The sequence below is a fragment of the Halanaerobium saccharolyticum genome, assembly GCF_003053565.1.
In the GTDB taxonomy this organism is placed as follows: domain Bacteria; phylum Bacillota; class Halanaerobiia; order Halanaerobiales; family Halanaerobiaceae; genus Halanaerobium; species Halanaerobium saccharolyticum_B.
Genome location: NZ_QAXS01000018.1, coordinates 32,312 through 58,151, shown reverse-complemented (window position 1 = coordinate 58,151; position 25,840 = coordinate 32,312). Strand labels below are relative to the sequence as shown.

The 25,840-nt window shown below is 35.5% G+C and carries 25 protein-coding genes; 14 read left to right on the top strand and 11 right to left on the bottom strand.

Translation table 11 applies throughout. From position 1 onward, the window contains the following. The coding region (ltrA, locus tag C8C76_RS08455) for a group II intron reverse transcriptase/maturase (RefSeq protein ID WP_108140658.1) at positions 1–972 on the top strand (972 nt) is incomplete at its 5' end. 297 nt (positions 973–1,269) lie between these two features. After that, complete coding sequence (locus tag C8C76_RS08450; RefSeq protein WP_108140656.1) at positions 1,270–2,526, top strand: Y-family DNA polymerase; 1,257 nt, start codon at positions 1,270–1,272, stop codon at positions 2,524–2,526. A 15-nt stretch (positions 2,527–2,541) separates the two neighbouring features. Here the strand turns inward: C8C76_RS08450 and C8C76_RS08445 are convergent, their stop codons facing one another. Next, positions 2,542–2,871: a YolD-like family protein gene (locus C8C76_RS08445; RefSeq protein WP_108140654.1), complete on the bottom strand. Its 330-nt coding sequence runs from the start codon at positions 2,869–2,871 to the stop codon at positions 2,542–2,544. A gap of 218 nt (positions 2,872–3,089) precedes the next feature. Between C8C76_RS08445 and rfbB the strand changes: the two genes are divergently transcribed. From rfbB to C8C76_RS08405, 8 genes are all read left to right on the top strand, one after another. Continuing rightward, complete coding sequence (gene rfbB / locus C8C76_RS08440; RefSeq protein ID WP_108140652.1) at positions 3,090–4,049, top strand: dTDP-glucose 4,6-dehydratase; 960 nt, start codon at positions 3,090–3,092, stop codon at positions 4,047–4,049. A gap of 139 nt (positions 4,050–4,188) precedes the next feature. After that, positions 4,189–5,079, top strand: a complete 891-nt coding sequence (locus tag C8C76_RS08435) for a LysR family transcriptional regulator (protein WP_108140650.1) — start codon at positions 4,189–4,191, stop codon at positions 5,077–5,079. Positions 5,080–5,119: 40 nt separating this feature from the next. After that, positions 5,120–6,295 (top strand): dTDP-4-amino-4,6-dideoxygalactose transaminase, encoded by a 1,176-nt coding sequence (gene rffA, locus C8C76_RS08430; RefSeq protein ID WP_181248180.1) that lies wholly within the window; start codon positions 5,120–5,122, stop codon positions 6,293–6,295. Beyond that, a complete protein-coding gene (locus tag C8C76_RS08425) occupies positions 6,288–7,055 on the top strand; it encodes a glycosyltransferase family 2 protein (RefSeq protein ID WP_108140648.1) in 768 nt (255 codons plus the stop codon). The genes rffA and C8C76_RS08425 overlap by 8 nt, the downstream gene beginning before the upstream one ends. Beyond that, positions 7,043–8,287, top strand: coding sequence for an ATP-grasp domain-containing protein (locus C8C76_RS08420; RefSeq protein ID WP_108140646.1), 1,245 nt, complete (start codon positions 7,043–7,045; stop codon positions 8,285–8,287). Before C8C76_RS08425 ends, C8C76_RS08420 begins: the two co-directional genes overlap by 13 nt. A gap of 17 nt (positions 8,288–8,304) precedes the next feature. Continuing rightward, the gene (locus tag C8C76_RS08415) at positions 8,305–9,312 is read left to right on the top strand and encodes an ABC transporter substrate-binding protein (protein WP_108140644.1); all 1,008 of its coding nucleotides are present in this window, start codon (positions 8,305–8,307) and stop codon (positions 9,310–9,312) included. Further along, a complete protein-coding gene (locus C8C76_RS08410) occupies positions 9,302–10,072 on the top strand; it encodes an ABC transporter permease (protein ID WP_108140642.1) in 771 nt (256 codons plus the stop codon). Before C8C76_RS08415 ends, C8C76_RS08410 begins: the two co-directional genes overlap by 11 nt. Further along, positions 10,069–10,830, top strand: a complete 762-nt coding sequence (locus C8C76_RS08405; RefSeq protein ID WP_108140640.1) for an ABC transporter ATP-binding protein — start codon at positions 10,069–10,071, stop codon at positions 10,828–10,830. Before C8C76_RS08410 ends, C8C76_RS08405 begins: the two co-directional genes overlap by 4 nt. Here the strand turns inward: C8C76_RS08405 and C8C76_RS08400 are convergent. Beyond that, positions 10,793–12,412 carry an ArnT family glycosyltransferase gene (locus C8C76_RS08400; RefSeq protein WP_108140638.1) on the bottom strand — a complete coding sequence of 540 codons (1,620 nt, stop codon included), beginning with the start codon at positions 12,410–12,412 and terminating at the stop codon, positions 10,793–10,795. The two genes, C8C76_RS08405 and C8C76_RS08400, sit on opposite strands and share 38 nt — an antisense overlap. A 203-nt stretch (positions 12,413–12,615) precedes the next feature. Here C8C76_RS08400 and C8C76_RS08395 point away from each other — a divergent pair, with 203 nt between their 5' ends. Together C8C76_RS08395 and C8C76_RS08390 are read left to right on the top strand one after the other, a co-directional pair. Then, positions 12,616–13,536 (top strand): sulfurtransferase, encoded by a 921-nt coding sequence (locus tag C8C76_RS08395; protein ID WP_108140636.1) that lies wholly within the window; start codon positions 12,616–12,618, stop codon positions 13,534–13,536. A gap of 156 nt (positions 13,537–13,692) precedes the next feature. After that, positions 13,693–14,592: a rhodanese-like domain-containing protein gene (locus C8C76_RS08390; RefSeq protein WP_108140634.1), complete on the top strand. Its 900-nt coding sequence runs from the start codon at positions 13,693–13,695 to the stop codon at positions 14,590–14,592. Between the two features lie 145 nt (positions 14,593–14,737). On the opposite strand, the gene C8C76_RS08385 is transcribed toward C8C76_RS08390, so the two are convergent. The 5 genes from C8C76_RS08385 to C8C76_RS08365 form a co-directional block, all read right to left on the bottom strand. Then, positions 14,738–15,532 carry an ABC transporter ATP-binding protein gene (locus C8C76_RS08385; RefSeq protein WP_108140632.1) on the bottom strand — a complete coding sequence of 265 codons (795 nt, stop codon included), beginning with the start codon at positions 15,530–15,532 and terminating at the stop codon, positions 14,738–14,740. Between the two features lie 64 nt (positions 15,533–15,596). Then, on the bottom strand, positions 15,597–16,682 hold the full coding sequence (locus C8C76_RS08380; RefSeq protein WP_108140630.1) for a taurine ABC transporter substrate-binding protein: 1,086 nt from the start codon (positions 16,680–16,682) through the stop codon (positions 15,597–15,599). Between the two features lie 95 nt (positions 16,683–16,777). Then, positions 16,778–17,641 carry an ABC transporter permease gene (locus tag C8C76_RS08375; RefSeq protein WP_108140628.1) on the bottom strand — a complete coding sequence of 288 codons (864 nt, stop codon included), beginning with the start codon at positions 17,639–17,641 and terminating at the stop codon, positions 16,778–16,780. A gap of 103 nt (positions 17,642–17,744) precedes the next feature. Next, positions 17,745–19,442, bottom strand: coding sequence for an FAD-dependent oxidoreductase (locus tag C8C76_RS08370; RefSeq protein WP_108140626.1), 1,698 nt, complete (start codon positions 19,440–19,442; stop codon positions 17,745–17,747). Positions 19,443–19,522: 80 nt separating this feature from the next. After that, complete coding sequence (locus C8C76_RS08365; RefSeq protein ID WP_108140624.1) at positions 19,523–20,782, bottom strand: YeeE/YedE family protein; 1,260 nt, start codon at positions 20,780–20,782, stop codon at positions 19,523–19,525. 467 nt (positions 20,783–21,249) lie between these two features. Between C8C76_RS08365 and C8C76_RS15365 the strand changes: the two genes are divergently transcribed. Together C8C76_RS15365 and C8C76_RS08360 are read left to right on the top strand one after the other, a co-directional pair. Then, positions 21,250–21,426, top strand: coding sequence for a hypothetical protein (locus C8C76_RS15365; protein WP_258222457.1), 177 nt, complete (start codon positions 21,250–21,252; stop codon positions 21,424–21,426). Beyond that, complete coding sequence (locus C8C76_RS08360) at positions 21,399–22,163, top strand: DMT family transporter (protein WP_258222456.1); 765 nt, start codon at positions 21,399–21,401, stop codon at positions 22,161–22,163. The genes C8C76_RS15365 and C8C76_RS08360 overlap by 28 nt, the downstream gene beginning before the upstream one ends. Before the next feature lie 26 nt (positions 22,164–22,189). Here the strand turns inward: C8C76_RS08360 and cysK are convergent, their stop codons facing one another. The 4 genes from cysK to C8C76_RS08340 form a co-directional block, all read right to left on the bottom strand. Then, a complete protein-coding gene (gene cysK / locus C8C76_RS08355) occupies positions 22,190–23,113 on the bottom strand; it encodes a cysteine synthase A (protein WP_108140622.1) in 924 nt (307 codons plus the stop codon). 80 nt (positions 23,114–23,193) lie between these two features. Further along, positions 23,194–24,198 (bottom strand): aliphatic sulfonate ABC transporter substrate-binding protein, encoded by a 1,005-nt coding sequence (locus C8C76_RS08350; protein WP_108140619.1) that lies wholly within the window; start codon positions 24,196–24,198, stop codon positions 23,194–23,196. A gap of 67 nt (positions 24,199–24,265) precedes the next feature. Next, a complete protein-coding gene (locus C8C76_RS08345; RefSeq protein ID WP_108140617.1) occupies positions 24,266–25,021 on the bottom strand; it encodes an ABC transporter permease in 756 nt (251 codons plus the stop codon). Then, a complete protein-coding gene (locus C8C76_RS08340) occupies positions 25,002–25,793 on the bottom strand; it encodes an ABC transporter ATP-binding protein (protein ID WP_108140615.1) in 792 nt (263 codons plus the stop codon). Before C8C76_RS08340 ends, C8C76_RS08345 begins: the two co-directional genes overlap by 20 nt. Between the last annotated feature and the right edge of the window lie 47 nt (positions 25,794–25,840).

Below are 25,840 nucleotides of genomic sequence, written 5' to 3'. Positions count from 1 at the left end.
CAACCCAAACCGGCACTTAGAGTATTCATCCCGAAAAGTGATGGAAGACAGAGACCACTTGGAATACCCACAGTTAAAGACAGAATAGCTCAGGCTGCAGTGAGAGGAATACTGGAGCCGATATATGAAAAAGAATTCTGTGACTGTTCTTTGGGATTTAGGAAAGGTAAATCGCAGATAGATGCGATAAACAAAATAGAAGAATACAAAGAACAGGGATACAAATGGGTATTAGATGCAGACATTAAAGGGTTTTTCGATAATATAGATCATGAGCTTTTAATAGAATTCATCAGGCAAAAAGTAACAGATAGTTGGGTGATTGAAATAATAAAATCGTGGCTGACCATGGGAGTCATGAAAGATGGAGAATACATACCCACAGGAAAAGGAACCCCTCAGGGTGGCGTAATATCGCCACTTCTGGCAAATATCTTTCTGCATGAGTTTGATAAAGTAATGGTAGAAAGAGGATACAAGCTGGTGCGATTTGCTGATGATTTTGTGGTAATGACAAAATCAAAAAGGAAAGCCAAAAGAGCTTATGAGGTAGTTAAAGAAATTATTACAGAAAAACTCAAATTAGAACTGCATCCAGAAAAGACAGTAATAACTAACTTTGGTGAAGGTTTTGTATTTTTGGGATTTGAATTCATAGCCTGGAGATACAAAAGACCGAGAAAGAAATCACTAGAAAAATTCAAAGACAATGTTAGAAAAGTTACTAAGAGAAATCAGCCCTGGAAAGTGGAATCCATTATAAAAAGGTTAAATGCTAAAATATATGGCTGGGCTAATTATTTCGGTCATGGAAATGTTAAGAAACTTTTCCGGCGCTTAGATAAATGGATACGAATGCGGTTAAGGTCATATATGGAGAAAAAGAAAGCAGTTATGAATCAAAACAAAAGAATCCCCAATTCCTTTTTCAGGAAGAAGGGACTCGTTTCACTACTTACTAGATTGTCTTAGAGGATTAAAATATACAGCTGTGGTAACACAGTGACGAAGACTTATTCCTTGAGATGGTGGGGCAACGACTGACGGAAAGCTGTATACGGGAGAACCGTACGTGCAGTTTGACGAGGGGTCCCAGCTGAAAAGCTGGTCCTACTCTATTTTAATTGGACCAGGTTCAAATAGGTCTATTTGAACCTGGTCCAAAAGAGACTCAAAAGAGACTCAAGACTTTATCGAACCTATGTTTGCTAAAACCGAAAAAATATGCTAAAATATATTTAAACAAATGTTCGTTAAGGAGGTTTTAGTATGCAGCCTGATTATAGTGATGCTCCTCAGAATCAAATTTTATGTGTTGATATGAAGTCATTTTATGCCAGCATTGAATTGGTTAAAAGAAATATTCATCCACTTAAGGGCTATCTGGCTGTAATTGGTGATAAGAAAAGAAAAGGATCAGTTGTCTTAGCAGCATCTGCTGCTCTTAAGCAAAAATATGGAATAAAAACAGCTCACCGTTTATATCAAATCCCGGACAGGGAAGAAATTATACTGGCTGAAGCTAATATGGGGCTTTATCTTGAAATTTCAATGAAAATAACTGAAATTTTTAATTCTTATCTGCCGCTGGAAGCAATACATATCTATTCAATAGATGAGGCCTGGCTTAAATTAAATGGAAGTCAGAAAAAGTATGGTGATCCATTTGAACTGGCAGTAAAAATCAAAGAAGAAATTTGGAGTAAATATGGTCTGCCCTGCAGTATGGGGATTGGCCCCAACATGTTTATGGCCAAGGTAGCAATGGACAACGAAGGAAAAAAAAGCGGTCTCTGCCGCTGGGATTATAGTGATATTCCTGAGAAGTTATGGCCTTTAAATTTATCTGACTGCTGGGGAATTGGCAGTCGGACTGAAAAAAAGCTGAATAAAATTGGAGTTTATACAATTGGTGAACTGGCTCAACTTCCACTGGAATATTTGGAAAATAAATTTGGAATCATCGGTAATCAGCTTTACTATCATGCCTGGGGAATAGACTATTCAGAAGTAGAGGGGCATTTTGATGACCGCAAAAAAGCAGTTGGACGAGGAATCACACTTTACAGTGATTATACCTGCCTGGAAGAAATCAAAACTGTAATTTTTAACCTGGCTGAAGAAGTTAGTAAAAGAGTTCGTCAAAACAATCTAAAAGGTAAAACAGTTTCGCTTGCTCTGGGCTATTCAAAAAGTGAAAACAAAAAGGGTTTTTCCAGACAGCTAAGTCTGGAAAAAAGAACGGATCTGACTAGAGATATTTATCAGGCAGCAGTGGTTATTTTAAATAAACATTATCAGGGCGAAAAGGTCAGAAAAATAAGTCTTTATTTAACGAAATTTACGGATAGTGATTATCAGCAGTTAAATCTATTTGAAAATGATTTAAAAAGATCAGAAATTAATCAGCTTAGAGACCGACTGGCCAGCAAAATGGGAAAAGATGTTTTATATTATGCCCGCAATCTAGAAAAAGGAAATATTAAAGAGAGAATTGAAAATACCATTGGTGGGCACCACAAATAATTCTTTCCTGAAAATTTAAAATTCAAATTCTATAATTTGGCTAAATTTAAGTTTTTTGATTTCCTGATTAAGCTTTTCAATTTTAAGCTGCTGTTCATAATTTTCGAGTTTTAAAATTTTGCCCTTTATGTCTTTAATTATCTTATCTTCATAAAATTTTATGCTGACAGTTAAGTTTTTCGTTAATGCTTCTTTAAGTTTAAAATTAATCTCTTTTAGCTCCTGCTGGTCAAGTTCCGGTTTTTCTACTTCGGCTTCCTTCATTTTTAATTCTTTTAATCTTTTCTGATGTTCAACCAGCATTAAGGAATTCCATTTTTTATTACCTCTGTCTTTAAAATTCATTTTATCAACTCCTTTGGTTTGGCTATTAGGCAGAGCTAAAGCACTATATATTTAATTTTAGCATACAAGTGTTCGCAAAACAAGTTCTTTTAAAAAAGATCCGGATTTAATGTAGAATTAAGGCTCAATATGATATAATAGTTTTAAAGAATATTGGTATTTTATGAGAGAAATTTTTGATTTTATCTAATATATTTTCATAGGAGGGGTTTGAACAGATGAAGATTTTAGTTACAGGTGGAGCCGGTTTTATTGGCAGTAATTTTATTCGTTATCAGCTTGAAAATTATGATGATCAAATTATTAATGTAGATAAACTTAGTTATGCCGGTAACCTTGATAATTTGAAAGCTGTTGAGAACAGTCCTAATTATGAATTTAAAAAAATGGATATCTGTAATAAAGAAAAAATTGATCAGATTATGCATCAGGGAATAGACTATATAGTGAATTTTGCAGCTGAATCTCATGTTGATCGGAGTATAGAAGATCCTTCGGTATTCGTTAAAACAAATATTGAAGGGACCCAGAATTTACTTGATCTGGCTCTTAAATTTGGAGTTAAAAGGTTTGTGCAGATATCTACTGATGAGGTTTACGGAAGTCTTGGTCCGGAAGGGAAGTTTAAAGAAGATAGTCCGTTAAATCCGTCCAGTCCTTATGCTGCTTCGAAAGCAGCCGCCGATCTTTTAGTTAAATCATATGCAAAAACATATGAGCTGCCTGTTAATATCACTAGGTCTTCCAATAATTTTGGTCCCTATCAGTATCCAGAAAAGTTAATTCCTCTTTTTATTATTAATGCACTTCAGAATGAGAAACTGCCTCTTTATGGTGATGGAAGTAATATCCGAGACTGGATTTATGTTAAAGATCACTGCCGGGCAATTGATCTGGTAATGCGGCGGGGAGATAGTGGTGAAATATATAATATTGGAGCAAACAATGAAAAGAGCAATCTGGAAATAACCCAGAAAATCTTATCGTTGCTGTCAAAATCAGAGCTTTTAATCAAACATGTAGAAGACCGAAAAGGTCATGATTACCGTTATGCAGTCGATACCAGTAAGATAAAAAATGTACTGGGCTGGAAAGTGGAATATGATTTTGAGCAGGCAGTAGAGAAAACTTTGAACTGGTATCTTGATCACAAGCAGTGGTGGAAAAATTTGATCTAGATTTGGGGAATCGAGTTAATATTTTGCTTTCGAGATTAACTCTTGTTATTTCTTTTGATTAATAATATAATTAATTAAGAACATTAGCTTAAAACAGTATTTTCTAAATTATATTAACTGTCAATGAGAGGGTGTAGTTATGCATATTGAAAGCTTAAAATATTTTCAGGAGATTGCAGAAGTAAAAAGCATCTCCAAAGTTGCAAATAATTCTCACATATCTCAGCCTGCTTTGAGTCAGCAGATTCAAAAACTTGAAGATTCACTGGGGAAAGAACTTTTTATCCGCAGCAATCGAGGAGTAAAGCTGACCAATTCAGGTGAGGTAGTATTAAAATATGCAGATAATATTATTCGAACCTATAATAAGATGCTTTCGGATTTAAACGAACAGGAAAGTCAGGAAATAAAGATTGAGGGAGAATATACTATTGCTACTTACTGTCTCCCCTGTGCAATTTTAAATATGCAGTTTAAGTTTCCAAATCATAAGTATAATCTGGTTGCCGCTTCTTCAGATAAAATAGAGCAGGATGTTCTAAGTGATATCTGCGAAATTGGGTTTACAACTCATCCAGCTCAGGCTGAAGAGCTTCACTCTGAAGAGGTAATTAACGAAAAAGTAGTGCTTATTTCACCACCTGCATTTGATCTGCCGGAAAAGGTGAAGCTGGAGGAAATTCTGGATCATAAATTTGTGATTTTAAAAGAAGACTGTATAATAAAGGAAAATTTTAAAGAGGTGCTGGCAGATGTTGGTCATAATTTTTCAGAGATAGAAATTATATCACGTCTGGATTCTACAGAAGCAATAAAGACTCTGGTTCGCAAAGGTTATGGAGTTGCTTTTGTACCATATAATGCAGTTCGAGATGAATTTAGTGCTAAAGAAATTAATGTCTCCAGAATTACTGATTATGATCTTGATTATGATATTTATATGATTAATAAAAAAGCAGAGTTTTTATCTGATGATGTAAAAGATTTTATAGCGAACTTTAAAAAATTGGGTAGACATATCTGTTATTAAGTAAAAATTAAGAGCCTGAAAGTTTGGAGCGGAGTAATTTATGTTGAAAATTGATTTTAATAAAACTTATCTGAGTGGAAAAGAAAACGAATATATAACTGATGCCCTTCAAAGAGGCAGTATAAGTGGTGATGGATATTATACAGCCCGGGTCAGTGAATTTCTGGAAGAAAAGTTTGATCTAAATAGAGTTTTAATGACTACTTCAGCTACTCATGCTCTGGAAATGGCTGCTCAATTAATAGGATTAAAAACAGGTGATGAAGTTATTATGCCTTCTTTTACTTTTAGTTCTACTGCGAATGCAGTTTTAAAAGAAGGGGCCAGACCTGTTTTTGCAGAAATTAAAAGAAATAGCTTTAACCTTGATCCTGCTGATTTTGAGTCAAAAATCACCTCTAAAACAAAGGCTGTTATTCCGGTTCACTATGCCGGTATTAGCTGTGAAATGGATCTGATTAGGGAAATTGCAGCAAAAAATGATATCTATGTTATTGAAGATGCTGCTCATGCAGTTAATAGTTTTTATAATGGGGAGCCTGCAGGTGGCATGGGAGATTTTGGCTGTTACAGCTTTCACGGCAGCAAAAATTTTGTCAGTGGTGAAGGTGGAGCCTTAGTTATTAATTCTCAACAGCAAAAACTGATTCAAAAAGCAGAAGTCATCAGAGAGAAAGGAACAAATCGTTCCCGTTTTTTAAGAGGAGAAATCGATAAATACAGCTGGGTTGGTGAGGGCTCAAGTTATCTGCCATCAGACATATTGATGGCACTTTTATTTGCCCAGCTGCAGGAGATTGATTATATTACTGCTCAGCGGAAAAGAGTATTTGATTATTACAATCAAAATTTGAAGAAATTTTTAGATGAGGATTTTCTAGATCTTTTACCGGTAGTTCCTGCTGTTAAAAAAAGCAATTATCATATTTATTATTTAAAATTTAAAAATCAAAAAGTAAGAGATTTTGTTTTAAAAGAGCTTAAGGCCAGAGGAATAGAGGCTGCTTTTCATTTTCAGCCTTTACATGCCTCGCCAATGGGAAAAAAACTTGGTTATCAAGCAGAAGATCTGCAGCTGACAAATCAGGTTGCTTCCAGTCTGCTCCGTCTGCCAATTTATCCAGAACTTTCCCGGCGGGAATTAGATTATATAATTCAAGCTCTGGAAGAAATTTTTTGCAGCTTAAACAGGCAGGTGGAGGAAGTTAATGACTGATTTAATTTCTATTGTAGTACCTGTTTATAATGGTGAGGATTCTCTGGAAGAACTTTACCAGGCGGTGAAGAAAGTTGCTGTAACAAATAATTTTGAATTTGAATTAATTATGGTAGATGACTGCAGTTCGGATCAAAGCTATCAAAAAATTGTGGAGCTCAGTCATCAGGACAGCAGAATTAAGGGTATTCGTCTGGAAAGAAATTTTGGCCAGCAGAATGCTATTTTTTGTGCTTTTAATTATGCTGCTGGAGATTATATAATCACTATGGATGATGATCTGCAGCATCAGCCTTCGGATATAGTACTGCTGCTGCAGAAAATTAAAGAGGGTTATGATGTAGTATATGCAATTCCAGAAGTGAGAGCACACAGTTTCTATAGAAGAATAGGCTCCAGGCTGACCAACTGGCTCTTTAATCTGATCACTCCCAAAAAAGATGGGCTTAGAGTCAGCAGTTTTAGAATAATTACCAGAGAAATGCTTGCTAAAATTACAGCTTCAAAAAAATCTTTTATCTATCTTTCGGCTATCATTTTAAAAGAAGAGCCAGCGATTGCAAATATCTATACAAAACAGCAGCAGCGCAAATATGGTCAGTCCAATTATAGTTTTTTAAAGTTATTAAAATTATTTTTAAAGCTTTTTATCTATTACGGAGAATTTCCTTTTTTAAAATATTTACGCTCAAAAAAAGAACAGTATTTAATTGCAGAAAAAACTTTTAGAGAAAAAGAGGAATCAAAATGCGGTTATTAATTCTTGGTGGAGGCAGTGGCCAGTTGAGTTTAATTAGAAAGGCAAAAGAGCTGGGGCATGAGGTAGTTGTTTCAGATTATTATCAGGATGCTCCCGGCAAAAAGATTGCTGATTTCAGTTCTGAAAGCAGCACTTTCGATCTTGAGGCCAACCTTAAAACTGCAGAAAAATATAAGGTGGACGGTATTTTAACGGCTGGAACAGATCAGCCAGTCTATACTGCTGCCCGGGTAGCTAAACGATTGGATTTAACACAGTATCTTTCAACAGGAACAGCTGAGGCGGTAACTAACAAAAAAGTTATGAAAAATAAATTCAGCAGAACAGCTATCCCAACAGTGAAATATAAAATTTTAGCAGCAGATTTTTCTGACCAGGAACTGGAAGACTTTGAGAGACCCTTTGTTATTAAACCTCTGGACAGTCAGGGGCAGAGGGGTGTCTTTAAATTGGAGACAACTGCTCAAATTAGAGAAAAATTTAACGAAGTTCTTTCTTATTCTCGAGAGGATGAAATTTTGCTAGAAGAATATTATAAATCAGATGAAATTACAGTTAGTGGCTGGGTTGTAGATGGAAAGACAACAATTTTAACGGTTACTGACCGCCTGCGATTTGAAGCGGGAATTCATATTGGAATTTGTTCTTCCCATCTTTTTCCTTCAAAGCATTTAAAAAAATATTATTTTGAAATTAAGAATATAACTGAAAAAATTGTGGCTGAGTTTGGAATTGAAAATGGGCCAATATATTTTCAATTTTTAATTGGGGAAGAGGGACTAAAGGTTAACGAAATAGCCTGCAGAATCGGAGGCGCCTATGAGGGAGATTTTATGCCAGCGCTGACAGGAGTTGATATTTTGAAAATGATGGTCAGGCTGGCAGCAGGTGAGCCGTTTGAGGAGAAAGCACTGCAGGATTATTCTCTGCAGGCCAATCAAAAATATTTATCTTCACAGCTTTTCTTTGCTGGCCCGGGCAGGATAGACCTTATAACTGAAAGCTCTGAACTGCAGAAATTACCCGGACTTTTAAAAGTTGGTTTTAACTACAGGCCTGGAGAGCGGATTCCGGATATAGAAAATGCAACTGCCAGAGCCGGTTATTTTATAGTGCTGGCAGATAATAAAGAAGAGCTTCAGCAGCGGGTAGCTGCTGTATATGATAAGTTAAAGATTATTGACCAGAAGGGAAAGAATCTTGTTTATAGAGAAATCGGAGAAAACTTTTAAAAATCAGGAGTGTAAGTATGAAAAAGTATCTAACAATTATTATAGTTTTGCTCTTAACTCTGCTGTTGGTCAGCGGCTGTGAAAATAATGAAGCAGGGCCACAGCAAAAAATTACTATTGCCGAACAGTACGGGCTGGCCTATGCTCCTGTACAGTTAATCAAAGAACTTAAGTTTTTAGAAGAAGCCAACCCAAATTTAAAAGTCGAATGGAAGCAGCTGAGCAATACTACTTCTATTAGAGAGTCAATGCTGGCTGGCGAAGTTGATATAGCTTTTATGGCCATTCCTCCTTTTTTAATTGCTCGCGATAAGGGGATGGAGTGGAAAATTATCTCCGGTCTTTCTGAGAGTCCCCTGGGCTTAATGACTAACAGAGGAGATATTAATAGTCTGGCAGATTTTAAAACTGATGCTAAAATTGCACTTCCCCAGCCCGGAAGTATTCAGCATATTCTGCTCTCAATGGCAGCTGAAAGAGAATTTGGAGAAGTTGATAGATTTGATGAACAGCTTTTGACAATGAGTCATCCTGATGCAATGAATGCTCTGCTTGCCGGCAGAGAAGTAAGTGCTCATTTTGCCTCCCCTCCTTATCTTTTTTTAGAAAGCAGAGAAGAAGGAATTAAAAAGATCTTAAGCGGCAGAAAAGCCTTTGGTGGTGACTTCACCTTTATTATAGGTGTCAGTACTGAGGAGTTTTACGAGCAGCAGCCTAAAAATTATGCTTATTTTCTGGACGCTCTGGAGAAAGCGATAGAATTTATAGAAGGCCAGCCAGAAGAAGCAGCGGAAATTCTGGCAGATAATTATAGTTTAAGTCAGACTGAAATGCTGGAATATTTAAACTGGCCGGGAATGATATACAGTTCTGAGGTCAAAGGACTGGATAAATTTATTGACTTTATGACTGCAGAAGCCTATCTGGAAGCAAATAATTATCAGTATTCTGAGCTTGTTTTTGAAAAAAATTTAACCGGCAGGGAAACTGCTTCAGAGGAGGAAGCTGTCCAAAATGAAGAGTAAATATAAACAGCGATTTTTTTGGGGGATGATTTTATCTCTGATCTGGCAGCTGACAGCAGTAAGCGGAATTTTTTCGGAAATGATTTTTCCCGGCCTTGACCAGATATTAATTGCTCTATTTGAGTCACTAAAAGATGGCACCTTAATTAAGCAGATAGGATTTTCATTATCAGTGATTGCCCAGGGTCTATTTCTGGCCACTATTACAGCTTTGATTCTTTCTCTGACAGCTTATTTTTCTAGTTATGCTGCTGGTTTGATAGATACTCTTACTGCTCTTGCGCATCCCCTGCCTGGAATAGCTCTGATGCCTTTAATTTTGATCTGGTTTGGTTCTGGCAAAACAGCAATTTTGATTGTAATTATTCATTCAGTTTTATGGCCTTTAGTTTTAAATTTAAGTACAGGTTTTAATTCTATTCCTGATATTTATACTCTGATTGCCAAAAATTATCGTTTAAATAAATTAGAATTTATGTATAAGATATTAATCCCCGCTTCCTTACCTTACTTTATTTCCGGTTTAAAAATAGCCTGGGCCAGATCCTGGCGGGCGTTAATTAGTGCTGAAATGCTCTTTGGTGCAATTAACAGTCTGGGAGGTCTTGGCTGGTATATTTTTCAAAAAAGGGTTTTCTTTGATTTGCCGGGGGTATTTGCCGGGATAATTGTGATTATTCTAATTGGGATAGCTGTTGAAGATTTTATTTTTGAAAAGCTGGAAGCAAAAACAGTTAAAAAATGGGGAATGTTAAAATGAAATCCTATTTAGAACTTAAAAATGTTAATAAAAGTTTTGAGACCGAAAAAGAAAAAAAGATTGCTTTAAAGGATATTAATTTAGAGATTAAAGAAAATGAATTTTTGACGATCTTAGGTCCTTCCGGTTGTGGTAAATCAACTTTACTTAAAATAATAGCCGGTTTCAGCAAAACAGATAGAGGTCAGTTTTTAAAAGAAGGAGAAGAACTTATAGAAGCGGGTTTAGATAGAATAATGTTATTTCAGGATTTTGAGCAACTTTTTTCCTGGCAGAAGGTAATTGACAATGTAGAATTTGCAGTTAAAGCAGCAGCTAAAAACAACAAAGAAAAGCTAAGTTCAGCAGAGATTAAAGAAAAAGCTCTTAAATATCTAGAAGAAGTTAAACTCCTGGACTATCAGAATTATTATCCACATCAGCTTTCCGGAGGAATGAAGCAGAGAGCTGCTCTGGCCAGAACCCTGGCTGCAGAAGCTGAAATTATGTTAATGGACGAACCATTTGGCAGTGTAGACAGCCAGACTCGCCAGGAGCTGCAGCAGCTTTTGGTTCAGCTCTGGCAGGAAGAAGAGAGAACAATTATTTTTGTGACCCATGATATCAGGGAGGCAGTTTTTCTTTCCCAAAGAATAGTGCTGATGAAAAATGAGCCGGGCGAAGTAATTAATATTATTGAAAATAAACTTCCATACCCTCGTATTCGGAGCAGCAGAGATTTTAATCAGCTTTTTGAAAAGCTCCAGTCTCAGCTGTAGAATTGACTTTATAAATTTTAACTGACCAGTTTTTGGCTCCAATTTTTCTTACAATTCTCATTGGATAGGTAGAATTAGTAAACTCTTTGATTAGTTCAGTTTCCTGATTGAGAAAATGCTGCATTTCTTGATAATAAGGATAGAGATTGCCGTAGAGAATATTCCAGCTTGGTCGGCTGTTGTAGATATAATCCATTTCTTCGGGATAAATTATATATTCGATTTCATTTTGATTTATATAATCAGCAAAAGAGAGATTATTTTCCTGCAGATAAGCAAGGTTTCGGTAATCAACAAGGCTTCCATTTTCAAAATAATAGTCTGTATTTAGATTTGCCAGCACCCTGGCATCTCGCGGCACTACCTCTGCAATCTGCTGCAGATAATCCTGGTAATTATAATGGCTCTCCTCAATTATTGTAGTCCCACTGTTCAGGGTTAAAAGCGCAATTAAAATCAGGATTAAGCTGCCGCTCAGTTTAAAATTTAAATTTTTTATTAGGTTGATAAATATAAGATAAGCAATCGGAAAGATAAAAATTATTGAAGTTTGATTGTATCTGCCGATAATTAAATATCCCAGATTAACAGCTAATAGACTGATAAGCAAAAATAAATTTAACTTATCTTTGTTAAGTAAAAGTTTAGCCAGTGAAGCCAGAGCTGCAGCTGCAAAAAATACCAGTTGAAATTTAATCGGAGGAACATAATAGGTACCGCTTACCTGATAAAATAATTTTAGATAAAAATCTTTAAAATTTTCTAATTTAAGCAGTAAAGAATCCAGCACACCCAACTGAGCTCCATAGCTGCTGTAATTGCCAATAAAATTAGGATCAAAGAGAAAACTTAAAAAAATAAAAAAGAAGGCAGTTACTGCTAAAGTTCCCCCAAAACTTAAATAATTTTTAAGTTTAGTTTTTTTATTGAAAGCCAGTTTCCAGCTGTAGATCATTATAAAGGGCATGGAAATAATAAAAGCATTTGGATGGAAACCAATAGCTGAGCCCAGAATAAGGCCAAGATAGATATCTTTTTTAATTGTGTCTTCTTTTTTTGATTCTGAATAATTTTTTTCATCAGTTTTTTCTATCGCATTTAAAAAATAATAGAGTGCAGTTAAGAATATTAAAACTAATATAATTTCCTGCCGGGCCAGATGGGAACTATAAATAAAATGAATGTCCAGGCCCAGTATAATTAAAGCCAGTATACTTAATTTTTTAGAGTTGGTAATTAAAAAAGTTATTTTATAAAAGATAAAAAGACTCAAACTGCCGGCCAGCAGTGAAATTAAGCGAAAAGTAAAGACTTGATAACCTAATAACTTAATAAAAATGATCTGTAAAAAGTGAAAAAAGATTTTGATTGCATGTGGGTTCCGCGGCAGCAGATCAAAAAACGTTTCAGTGCTGGCTGGGTTATTTGTCTGCATTATCTGTCGAGAAAGCCCGCTCAACCAGGCCTCGTCTGAATGAACAAAGGGAAAGTTTTTGAGAAAGAAAAGGTTTATAATAAAAAAGAGAACTATTAAATTCCAGGCTTTTATTTTTTTAAAGATATCTTTAACAGTAAAATACATATGAACGCTCCTAAAAAATATTTATTAGATTGGTATTATTATACCACAATCAAGGTTTTATTTTAAAATATTGCCAATAAAGCCTTTTCATTTGATAATTGAATATACTATTAGCAATTGTTATAACTATAAGTGGGGAATATGTTTTATAATATTATTAGAGATTGTTCCAATTTTAACAATATAAATTCGGAGGTGGAAAAATGAAAAAATCAATAAAGGTATTATTTATTTTATTAGCTTTTGCGATTATTCTCACAGGCTGTGAAGCGGATATTTCTGTTCCCGGTGAAGTGGGGCAGGATATAATTACAGCTGATGAAGCTTTAAAGATGATTGAGGAAGAAGAGGTAGTTGTAGTTGATACTCAAAACTCTGGTGACTTTGAAGACCAGCACCTTGAAGGTTCAGTAAACATTGCCAGAAATGATATTACTACTTTTGGTCCTTATCCAAATATGCTGGCCGATGCTTCCAAATTAGAATCTTCTTTGGGGGAGAATGGTATTTCCAATCAGACAAAGGTAATAATTTATGATAATAACAATAATATGGATGCAGCTCGTTTATGGTGGACAATGCTGGTTTACGGCCATGACACTGCAAATATGAAAGTCATTAGTGGAGGTTTAAATGCTTTAGAAGAAGCTGGAGCAGAATTTGTTTCCGGTGACTACGAGGTTGAGGCTGCAGAATACACTGCTGCTGAAAAGAATGAGGAGCTAATTGCTACTAAGGAAGAAGTTCTTGAACAGGCAAACAATCCTGCTGAAGATGTTGTTATTTTAGATGTTAGAACTGCCGATGAGGTTAGTGAGGGTATTATTCCTGGAGCTATTCATATCAATTATGTCGACAATAATAAGGATAATGGAGAATTTTATCCACCAAGTTATATTCAAAGATATTATCCAGATAATGATATCACTCCAGATAAAGAGGTTATAATGTACTGTCAAACTTCAATTAGAGCTGCTCAAAGCTTCTTAGCTCTACATAATGCTGGTTATAGAGATCTTAAGCTTTACGACGGTGCCTGGATCGAATGGTCATCAGATAGCTCAACTCCAAAGGGAATGCTAAGTGGTGCTCCTGCTGAACCAAGTGCTCAGGATGGTTCTTAAGTAAATTATTTTAACAAATTAATGTTGATAATAGAAGTTCTTAACAGTGAGTTGAGAACTTTTATTTAAGAAAGTTTGTGAAATATATTTTAATGTATTGCAATTTCACAATTTAGTTATCTTTAATATTTCATCAAAAAATTAGGAGGAATAAGAATGAAAAAAAGAATTTTATTATCAATGGCAATAGTTATGATGGCTTTACTTGTAGTTTCCAGTTCAGCACTTGCAGTTTCAGATGCAGTAGAGGATGCGGTTAATGGTTATTTTGCAAATCTTCCAGAAGATAATGGCATGATTGGGGAAGAAGCTTTTGTAGAAAAAGTTAAAGCTGGAGAAGATCTCTTTGTTTTAGATATCAGACAGCCTGATGTTTATAATGAAGGACATGTCAAAGGTGCAGTAAATGTACCCTGGGGTCCAGACGCTATGCCAGCTGCTTTAGACAAGTTACCTGGTGATGAGACTATTTATGTTTACTGTTATACAGCTCAGACTGCAAATCAGGCGGTTGCTTTATTAAACTTTGCCGGTTTTGAAGCTAAATCAGTTAGATTTGGTTGGAATCTTGGAATTTCTCAAGTTGATGGTTATGAAGAAATAGTTGAAACTGAGGCAAATGAACTTGGTGGAGCTACAGATTATGAAATTAATTCAGATGTTAAAGCTGCTATTGAAGACTATTATGCAGGTTTAGCTGATGTTAGTGATTCAATGTATAAGAACTATAAAATTGCTGAAGATATGTTAAAGATGGCTGTAGACTCTGATGCAGATATGATGGTAGTTTCAATTAGACAGCCAGGAGCTTTCGCTGAAGGTCATATAGAAGGTGCAGTTAATATTCCCTGGGGTGCTGGTATGGAGCAGTATTTTGGACAGCTTCCACAGGATCAGAAGTTAGTTGTTTACTGTTACACAGGTCAAACTGCAGGTCAGGCAGTAGCTGGTTTAAGAATGTTAGGCTATGATGCTGTATCACTTAATGGTGGTATGGGAACTGATGCTAATGCACCACTTGGTTGGGCTAATCAGGGATACGAAGTAGTTCAGTAATCTGAGTTAAAAATTAAATTAAGCAGAAGATAAGTATAAAATTAATCTTTATACAAGAAAGGAGCCCATTTGGGCTCCTTTCTGCATTATATGTTGCTATAATATTTATCCTAAAATTATTTTGGACTAAGCACTAGATTAAAAATTAATCGATTTGACCGTGAATAATATCCATAATTTCATTTTTAACTGCAAAATAATCCTCATTGTAAATTACTTCTTTTGTTCCCTTTTCAAATATCTGATTTGTAAAATCAACATCAAAGATTTTAATAATCTCTCCCGGCTGTTTTGACATCACAACAACTCGATTGGCCAGTAAAAGTGCTTCATCCACATCATGGGTGATAAAAAAGATGGTCGTATTATTTTCTTCCCAAATGTTGCGGATTAAGTTCTGCATATTTTCTCTGGTTAAAGCATCCAGGGCTCCAAAAGGTTCATCCATTAAGACAACCTGAGGATAATTAGCCAGCACCCGAGCAATAGCAACTCGCTGTTTCATACCCCCGGATAATTCAAAGGTATAATTTTCACCGAATCCACTCAAATTAACTTCATCTAAAAAATATTCCCGAATTTCTTTAATTTCAGCCCTGGGTAGATCTCGCATTTTAGGTCCAAATTCAACATTTTCATTCACAGTCATCCAGGGATAGAGGGTAGGAGATTGAAAGACAACTCCCCGGTGCCAGTCAGGACCCTCAACCTGCTTCCCCTGCATCATAACTCTGCCAGAACTTGGCTTCACATAGCCGGCAATACATTTAAGCAGTGAACTCTTACCACAGCCAGAAGGGCCTAAAACACAGATAAATTCACCTTTATTAATTTCTAAGTTAATATTTTTAAGGGCAAGTGTAGAATTAATACTTTCACCATATTCCAGGCTCATATCTTCAATTTTAATTAAGCTCTCTTTTTTTGTTTGAGCAGACATAAAATATATCCTTTCCTGATTAGCTTTAATTACATTGATTAAGTTAAAATCTTAAATATTAAAATTAATTATTTTCTTCATTTTCCAGTGACATTTTGATATATTCAGGATTAACATATTCATTAAAGGCTTCCTGAGAAGGAGATTCTTCAATAGAACCCTGATTCTGCAGGAAGTCGGAAGTATCTTTCATTACTTTGGCAAAGTTTCCGGGTTGATCAATTGTACCAAAGAAATCTTCACTTAAGAGTTCTTCTCTTGTTTTCCAGGTGGTACCACGCATTTGATGCAGAGCAACTTCAGTTTCCAGGCCGAGTTCCTTACCTGCAATTTCAGCAGCTTTTTCAGGGTCACTTCTATAAATATCTCCAGCCTTAGTCAGAGCAGAAATAAAATCAGCAACTAATTCTGGGTATTCCTCAGAAAATCCTTTGCGGACAACGTCAACATTGGCGGTAATATAGCCTTTTTCAGCCATTTCTCTGCTGTCAGTTAAAGTAGAGCCGCTTTTTAAAAGCTGGGCCAGAGTTGGCTGCCAGGTATAAGCTGCCTTGACATCTCCCCGTTCCCAGGCGGCTACAATTTCGGCAGTCTGCATATCTAAAAGCTGAACATCTTTTTCAATCCCAGCTTCTTTTAGAACATTTAAAAGAATATAGTGGGCGGTAGAAGCAAAAGGAACTGCAATTCTTTCTCCAACCAGATCTTCAACTGTTTCAATCCCAGAACCATTTTTGACTGCCAGCGCTTCATTTTCTCCCAGAACCTCATGGATCCAGATTAATTCGACATTGAGTTCACGGGCGAGAGCGGTAATTGCATTTGTATTTCCCATAGTAGCAAAATCAATACTTCCAGAAGCAAGGGCCTGATTGGCTTCGACTCCGGAATCAAAAACTCTGGTATTAACCTCGATTCCACGTTCAGTAAAATAATCATCGAAAAAACCTTCAGCAACTGCAATAGTTTCATCATTAGGAACTCTTAAAATACCAAAATTAATCTCTTCAGGCAGTGATTCCTGGGCAGCTGTATTTTCAGTTTCTGAACTATCATTTTGAGCCTGATCACTCCCGCAGGCTGTTAGCGTTAAAGCAAGTGCTGCCACTATAAATAACAGAAATAATTTTTTTAAGTAACTTTTTTTCATTTCAGTACCTCCAAATTTTTTGAATTATCTCAAATCAAATTTATTCTCAGCATAAGTTCAATCGTAAAGTGTAATTAGAATTTAAATTATAAGTTTTAGACATGTCCTTTCCAGAAAATTATCTTTCTTTCTAAAAACCTTAAGCCAGCATCAATTATTACTCCTGTAATTCCCATAATTATAATACCTACAAAAATCACATCACTTTTCAAAAAATTAGATGCATCCAGAACCATCCAGCCAATACCGGAAGTCGCAGCAACCATTTCGGAAGAAACGAGGGTGGTATAAGCGACTCCAAATGCAGTTCGGATTCCGGTAAAAATTTCGGGCAGAGAAGCCGGCAGCACAATTTTGAAAAAAACATCCTTTTGAGCTGCTCCCAGTGATCTGGCACTTAGCACAAAATCCTGATTTAACTTTCTAACTGCAGAGACACAGGCAATATAAATAGGAGCAAAGGCAGCTAAAAATAAGAGAATCTGTTTTGAGGTGTCATCAATACCGAACCAGAGAACTAAAAGCGTATAATAGGCAAGTGGTGGCAGTGGACGATAAAATTCAACTACAGAATCAATTACTGCCTCAACTTTGTCAAAATAACCGCTTAGTAGTCCCAGCGGAACAGCGGTAAAAATTGCAAAGAATAAAGCAACAAAGAGACGTTTGAAACTGGCTCCTAAATGCAGCCAGAGAGAAACTCCATTATAACCTTCAGCTAAAATTCTTAAGAAAGCTCTCCAGACTCTTGCTGGTCCCGGCAGTAGAGTCGGCGTAAAAATTCCTAATTTAGTTATAACATACCAGATAAGAAAAATAGAAGTCCAGGTTAAAAAAGTGAGCGCTCTTTCTGTTTTAGTTTTTTTATTTTTAGCTGGCTCTCTGCTGATATTCTGAGTTGAAGAATGATTAGATGAGGATTGATCTTTGTTGATCTCTTTTTTATTATCTAAAGCCATTGTTTACACGTCCTTATGCCGGTACTTTTTATTTTTTAAATTATAACTATTTAAAACCGGATTAATTGGAAAAAATTCTCAAGTAACCGGTACCTATAAGATTTTACTCAAAGTTATACTCAGTTACAATTTTTTCGCGATCTGTTGTCTGATCCTGGAAATATTCATAGAAAGAAATTCCTAGGAAAGATCCAGCGATATTAGTCACATTATCATAACCTCTACCCTGTAATGCTAGAACAGCATTGTAACTTCTCTGGCCTGAACGGCAGTGTAAGTAAACTGGCTGGTCTTTAGGAATCTCATCAGTTCTTTCTCTTAATTCACTTAAAGGAATATTGACTGAATTAATCAGGTGACCGGCTTCATATTCATCTTTTTCGCGAACATCAACGATAAAGGCATCATTTTCCACTAATTCTCTAACCTTAGTTACAGGAATCTGATTGTAGCGGTTATTGATTAAGTTAGTTGCTACCAGGCTGGCCTGATTAACAGCGTTTCTGGGAGTAGAGAAAAGAGGAGCATAAGCTAACTCTGATTCAGTTAAATCTTCTACTGTTGCATCCATTAAGATAGCTGTTGCCATAACATCAATTCTTTTATCTACATTACCTTTACCTACAGCCTGAGCACCTAAAATCTTACCTGTTGGCACTTCGTAAATTAATTTAAAGTGTAAAGGATTAGCATCTGGCATTAGACCAACTTTATCAGTAGGTATTACATAAACAAAATCATATGAAATACCAGCATCCTGGAGCTGTTTTTCATTAAGACCTGTTGCACCAGCATTGTAATTAAAGGCTCTGATGATAGAAGTTCCAATTACACCATTGTTCTTATTTGGAATATTATACATGTGGTTTGCTGCAGCACGAGCCTGTCTCTGGGCTGGTCCAGCAAGTGGTAATCTTGTTTTAGAGCGGGCAATCTTAGAATAAACTTCAATTACATCTCCAACAGCATAAATATCAGGATCACTTGTTACATAGTTATGATTTACTTCAATTCCACCTGTTTCACCAATTTTTAAACCTGCATCTTTAGCAAGTTTGGTTTCTGGACTAACACCGATAGCTAAAACAACAGCTTCAGCGTCAAGTTTCTTGCCAGATTTTAAAACAACATGGTCATCATTTACCTCAGATAAAGGATCTGATAAAACTACATTTACTCCATTATCATGAAGCTCTTTTTGAATAATTTGAGCCATATCATAATCAAAAGGATTTAAGACCTGATCCATAGCTTCAACTAAAGCTACATTTTTGTCAGAGTGGATAAAGTTCTCAGCAATTTCAACTCCGATATAACCGGCACCAATTACTGCCACATTTTCAACTTTATTTTTCTTAACATACTGATTTAATTTGTCAATATCATCAACATTTCTGATAGTAAAGACATTATCATTATTTACTCCCTTGATACTTCCAGGTCTAATTGGATTGGCACCAGGAGAGAGCATTAATTTATCATAGGCTTCAGTGTATGTTTCACCAGTTTCTAAATTTTTAACTTCAATTGTTTTTTCTTCTCTATTAATTCTTGTAACTTCACTGTTAACACGGGCATCAATATTGTACTGCTCGGCAAATTTGGAAGGGCACATTAAAACTAAATCATCACAATCTCTAACAATTCCACTTAAGTGATAAGGTAGAGAACAGTTAGAAAAAGAAACATGTGAACCCCGTTCAAACATAATTACTTCTGCGTCTTCATCCAGTCTTCTTACTCTAGCAGCTGTACCAGCTCCACCAGCTACTCCCCCAACAATTAAAACTCTTTTACTCATATTTTATTCCTCCTGTAAATTTTATATTATAAATCACTCTCAAAAAAATAGTGTTTGAGAGAACATGTTACTTACTAAATTTAAAATACTTTTTCGCTAAACTTATTACTTATTATTCCACCAATAATCATAAAGATAAGGAATACCCAACCTGATAGAGAAAAATTAGAAATTGGTGTGAATAAGGCTCCAACATTACATCCCTGTGCAAGACGAGTACCAAAGCCCATTGTTAAACCACCAAGAGAATACATTGCTACCTGTTTTTTGTTAATATGCAGTTCAGAGTTGAAAAACTCCATAAATTTACCGGCAGTTAAAAGGTAAATAATTGCACCAATTAGAATACCAAAGTTCTGAACGGAAGTCTGGTGTTCAAAAAATGGAGTAGCAAAATTTTGGGCTGATAACTGAGTAAATTCTCCAATTGCTTCAGCTGAAATACCAAATAACATTAATATTTTACCAAACCAGATACCATAGGCTTGAGAAACTCCCCAGCCATAACCTGTAACTCCCATCATAACTGTAACAATTACAGCAAGTGCTATAGCACCCTGTTTTAAAGTCCATGGTTTTTCAAACAGATGGTAATAAGTATCTGGACTAAATAATTTAAAGTTTTTCAAATCCATTGGTTCTAAGTTTTCCTGAATTCTTTCGATTTCTAAACCACTATATTTTCCAGATTTTTTCTGTCTTTTTTCATAATAGTATGAAAGAAAAGTAAAGAGCAGACAAATTGCACCAAAAACAATTAAAGCTCCTAAGTAACCTTCAAATCCATCTCCCTGGAATAAGTCGGGAAGGAAAACACCACCCATTGTTCTATAGCCAATATAACTGCTAAACCATGATTCCTGAACCCAGTCGGCAGTATACTGAATTGGGAAACCTACAAAAACACCAATCATAAAGAAGATAAGTGTTGTAAATGCTCTCGGTAAAGCCTGTGGTAGATCAGTTAAAACTCCACTGGCACAGCAGACAGAAATAGACATTCCAAAACCAAACAGAAAACCTCCCAGCATTAATCCAATATTAATTGGTTTAATCCAGAGATTGTAGCTTGCTGGATCTTTATCAAATAGAAATGCTGTCATTAAAACGGCTGTAATAAAGAACATAAATAACATTGTTCTCATCAACTTGGTTGAACCCGTTCTGTAGGCTCTGTTAACACTGCCGGCAAATCCGGTGTAGGCTCTGGCCAGAGCATAACCCAGTCCAGCTCCTGCTAATAGTCTAAAAAATAGAAGATCTGTCTTCAGCCAGAACTTAGCTGCTGCTAATACAATAATAATGGCTATAAATCCTAAAACTTTTTCAAATTTTTTCATTAAAAAATCCCTCCTCATATTTTTGAATAGTAAATAACTTTGTTCTAAAATTCGCAAAGCAGAACAAAAAATTATGTCAGTTCAAAATTTACTGCTTAATTTTTGCTCAAAAGTTATTTATAATATTATTCACAAGTTTCTATATCAATTATATACTATTTATTATCAATACTAAAATAATAATATCTTATGTTGGATAACTTTATTTTATATAAGATTTTGATAAACATAAAAGTTATTTAGCGAGAGTATTTTAGAGTTAGGGTTAACATTAATATTTAGATAGATTCAGAGGTTGTTTAATGCTTAGTCTAGTGTTTATAGCAGCCTAATTTTCATCTAAAAAAAATACAAATAAAAAAAATAAAATAATCTCTATTTAAGCCTTTACATAGGGAGTGTATACTTGTATAATGAGTGGCAGTTAAAATCTGAAAGATAATAAATTTAATAATGAGGTGTTAAAAGTGGATGATGATGAAAAGGGTATAATGTATATGGTTTTATCTTCAGCATTTTTTGCACTAATGGCGGCAACCGTTAAATTTTTGGGTGATATTCCACTGGCAGAAAAGATTTTTTTAGGAATCTTGTTGGAATCTTATTTGGATTGTTTATGGTCAGTAGAAACGGAAAAAAAATAAAAGTTAATAATGTTAAATTAGTTTTACTGAGAAGCCTGATTGGTTTTTTTAGTATTGCCAGTTATTTTTATGCAATTGGTCAGATGAAAATGGCAGATGCAGTTATTTTGAATAAAACATCTCCATTTTTTGTGATGATTTTTGCTGCCTTATTCTTAAATGAAAAGATAAAAAAGACGCAGCTTTTTTCTTTGTCTTTTGCGGTTTTGGGAGCTCTCTTTGTAATTAAGCCAAGTCTAAGCTCTGAGATGTTCCCTGCCTTAATCGCATTGAGTGCTGGGATATTATCCGGTATATCTTATACCCTTTTAAGACACTTAAGAAAAAGTGAATCATCAGAGACAATTGTTCTTGCATTTTGTACTTTCTCAACTCTGGCAACCTTACCTTTTCTTTTTACAGGTAAATTTGTTGTTCCAGATTTGAGAGAAGTTTTAGCTCTTTTTGCACTTGGACTATTCGCTTTGCTAGCTCAGTTTTTTGTAACTAAGGCTTATCGTTTTAGTGAAGCCGGTGAAGTATCAATTTATGCTTATTCAAATATTGTTTTTTCAGTCATTATTGGAATAATTATTTTTAGTGAAATACCTGATTCACTCAGCATTTTTGGAGGTTCAGCGATAATTATGGCAGGATTTATCAACTTTTATGCATCAAAACTTCGTAAAGCTGGCAGGATTTCAACAGCTGATGAAACTAAAACGGCTTCCAATAGAAGAGCGACTAAGGCCTCATAATTGAGGCCCTGTAATTTAGTATATATTTAACTAAAAAACTCTCCCCCAAGATATCTCTGTCCGGTGTCTGCGGCGATAGCAAGCACTTTCTTTTCTGGATCTAAATTTTTAGCTACCTGCAGTGCAGTCCAGACAGCTGCACCAGAAGAGGGGCCGAGAAGAAGGCCTTCTTCAGCAGCCAGTTTTTTAGTTATTTCAATTACATTATGATCAGAAATATGATAGATTTTATCATAAATATTGCTGTCCAGAGTTTGGGGAATAAAGCCAGGTCCGGTGCCGGGAATTTTATGAGGACCTGGTTGACCACCGGCGAGAACAGGAGAATTTTCTGACTCTACAGTATATATTTTTAATTCAGGTAATTTTTCTTTTAGTTTATTTCCGGTGCCAGAAATTGTTCCTCCTGTACCTGCTGAGGCTACAAAAGCATCCAGCTGACCATTCATCTGTTCTAAAATTTCCGGGGCAGTTGTCTTTCGATGGACTGCAGGATTTGCCGGGTTTTCAAACTGGTTGGGAATAAAAGAATTATTGATTTTGCTTTTTAATTCATGTGCTCTGTCAATTGCTCCCTGCATCATTTTTTGAGCAGGAGTAAGTACTACCTCAGCTCCATAGGCCTTTAAGATATTTATTCTTTCCTGAGAAGCACTATCAGGCATAATAATAATACAGTTATATCCTCTAGCTGCAGCAATCATTGCCAGTCCAATCCCTGTATTGCCGCTGGTAGGTTCTATTATTGTCCCTCCAGTATTAAGTTTTCCGGTTTTTTCGGCTTCCTCTATCATATTTAAAGCAGGACGATCCTTTACACTGCCGCTGGGGTTAAAATACTCTAATTTAACATAAACATCCGCATCATTTTTATTAGTAAGTTTTTGTAATTTAACAACCGGTGTTTCACCAATTAATTCTGTTATATTATTTACTACCTTCATTTTTATCCTTCCTAACTTTTTAAGATTATCAATCTAAACAGTAACTTTAAATACATTATTTCAAAATTTCAGATTAATAACAAATTTTATCTGGTTATTTCATCTAAATATGAAGAATCTATAAATCCATTTAGATCAGAATCACCTTTAATAAAGCCCAATTCTGCAGAAAGATCAGCAAGCTTTTGTACGGCAGAATTATCGAGCCTGGAAGTGATATTGGTTCTCTGCATTGAAGTTTTAATTATTTCTAGAGACAGTTCCTGTCTGGTTATATCTTTTATTTTCTGCTGAATAATTTTACTGCTCTTAAGGGGATTTTCATTGATATATTCAACTGTTTTTTGGTGAGCCTTAAGAAAGTTATTTATTAAAACTGGATTATTGTCGATAAATTTACTGGTTGAGACAACTACAGCAGCGGGCAGCTTACCATCCCAGGGCATCTGATCCCAGTCGACAACTACTTTAGAACCAATCTCTGCTTCCATTTTTGCGGCCCAGGGTTCAGAAACTACTGCAGCATCAAGCTGTTTGGTAGCAAAAAGGCCAACCATTGTTGCCGGTTTTTGAGCCCGGTGGTCAATAGTTCCTCCGCGACGATTTGTATTTAGGTTATTGTCTTTAATCAACTGCCTAAATAGCAGATCATGGGTACAGCCCAGAGCAGGAGTTGCAATGATTTTATCTTTTAAATCTGCTAGAGAATTATATTCAAAATCCTTTCGGGTAACTAAAACTGTTCCCCCGTTACTGGCACTGGCCAGAGCTTTTACATCTGCCCCCTGCAGGTAACGATTGATAGCTGGCCCGGGTCCAACATAACCCAGATCAATTTGATCTGTGGCCAGAGCGTCCATAAAAAGTGATCCATTTGGAAAAATTTTAGTTTTGACCTTAATTCCATTTAGCTGATCAACAAATATATTTTCACTAACTCCAACAATTGCCGGTGCATGGGTGATGTTGGGAAAATAACCGATAGTTATTTCTTTCAGATCAGAAGCCGCCCCTGTTCCGGCTGCTGTAAAAATTAATAAACTTAGGACTATTAGGACTAAAATGCTGATTTTAAGATTTATTCTTTTCATTATTTAAATTCTCCTTTTAAAATATTTTGTTAATCTATTATGAATAATTTATTTTAATTAAAATTTACTAGTTATTTAAGCCCCAGCGATTGAGGACTACTGTTTCTGCTTTTTTAAATAAATAATTATCTGTGAGATAGCCAATTGATCCAATAAGTAAAATGACTGTGATTACCAGACTCATATTGCCCATATCTCTACCCCACATCAAAATCTGGCCAAGACCATCTCCACTTCCAATTAGCTCCCCAGCCATTAAAGCTCGCCAGGAAAAAGCCCAGGAGAGACGCATTCCAGTTATTAAATGAGGTACAGCTGCCGGTAAAATTACCTTCCAGAAAAGTTGAATCTTGTTAACCCCCATTGTTTTAGCAGCCTTAATTAAAACAGGCTGAACATTTTTAATTCCCGTACTGGCATTAATCACCATATTCCAGGTACCACCAAGAACTACCACAAAAATAATTGCTTTCTCTCCCATTGAAAACCAGAGTAGGGCTAGAGGCAGCCAGACAACACTTGGTACACTCTGTAGGGCGAGTATAAAGGGGCCGATTGTATCTTCAATTAGCTGGAAACTGGCAATTAAAACACCAAGCATCAAACCAAAGAGAAGAGAAATACTGTAACCTATCAGTAATCTTTTAAAACTTGCTGTGATGGCAAAGGTAAATGTTCCATCTTTAAAACCTTCAATCAGGGTTATCATTACCATCTGAGGAGAAGGAAAGAGAAAATCAGGCCAGATATTCAGTTGAAATAAAAACTGCCAGATTGCCAGAATTAATAAAATAAAAATAGTTTTAGGTAGCAATTTTTTCATATTTTTTTTCACCCTGTTTTTTAATTTCTTTTTCTAATAACTTTAAAATTTTATTTTCTAATCTAATTAAAGTAGGATTTTCTCTGTCTCTGGGTTGTGGAATATCAATTTTAAATTCTTCCACAATTCTCCCTGGATTACTGCCAAAAACAATGATTCGGTCAGAAAGTTTAACTGCTTCCCTAATATTATGAGTTACAAAGACGATAGTTTTTTCTGTATCCTGCCAGAGCTTTATTAACTGGCGGTGGAGCATTAATCTTGTCTGTTCATCCAGAGCGCCAAAAGGTTCATCCATTAATAATATTTCCGGATCTATGACCAGTGCTCTGGCAATTGCCACCCGCTGTTTCATGCCGCCAGAGAGCTGATGAGGATAGGAATCTTTAAAGTTCTTAAGCTGCACTGCTTCTAACTGGTCTAAGGCTTTTTGATATGCCTTCTTTTTATCTATTTTTTTTATTTTTAAACCGAAAAGTACATTTTCTATGACAGTAAGCCAGGGAAATAGAGCAGCTTCTTGAAATACCATAACTCGATCATTACCAGGATTTTGGATCAACTTATTTTTTAGCATCACCTGTCCGGAACTGGCAGGTATTAAGCCCGCTAAAATATTTAACAGAGTTGATTTACCACAGCCGGAAGGACCAATAAAACTAATAAATTCCTTTTCTTTTATTTTTAAATTTATCCCTTTTAAAACCTCTAACTTATTTTCATTTTCCTGCTTGAAATTTTTATTAAGATCTTTAATATTTAATAGATTCATTTAACCACCCCTAATCTACGGTAAGTCTATAGGAATTAACATATATG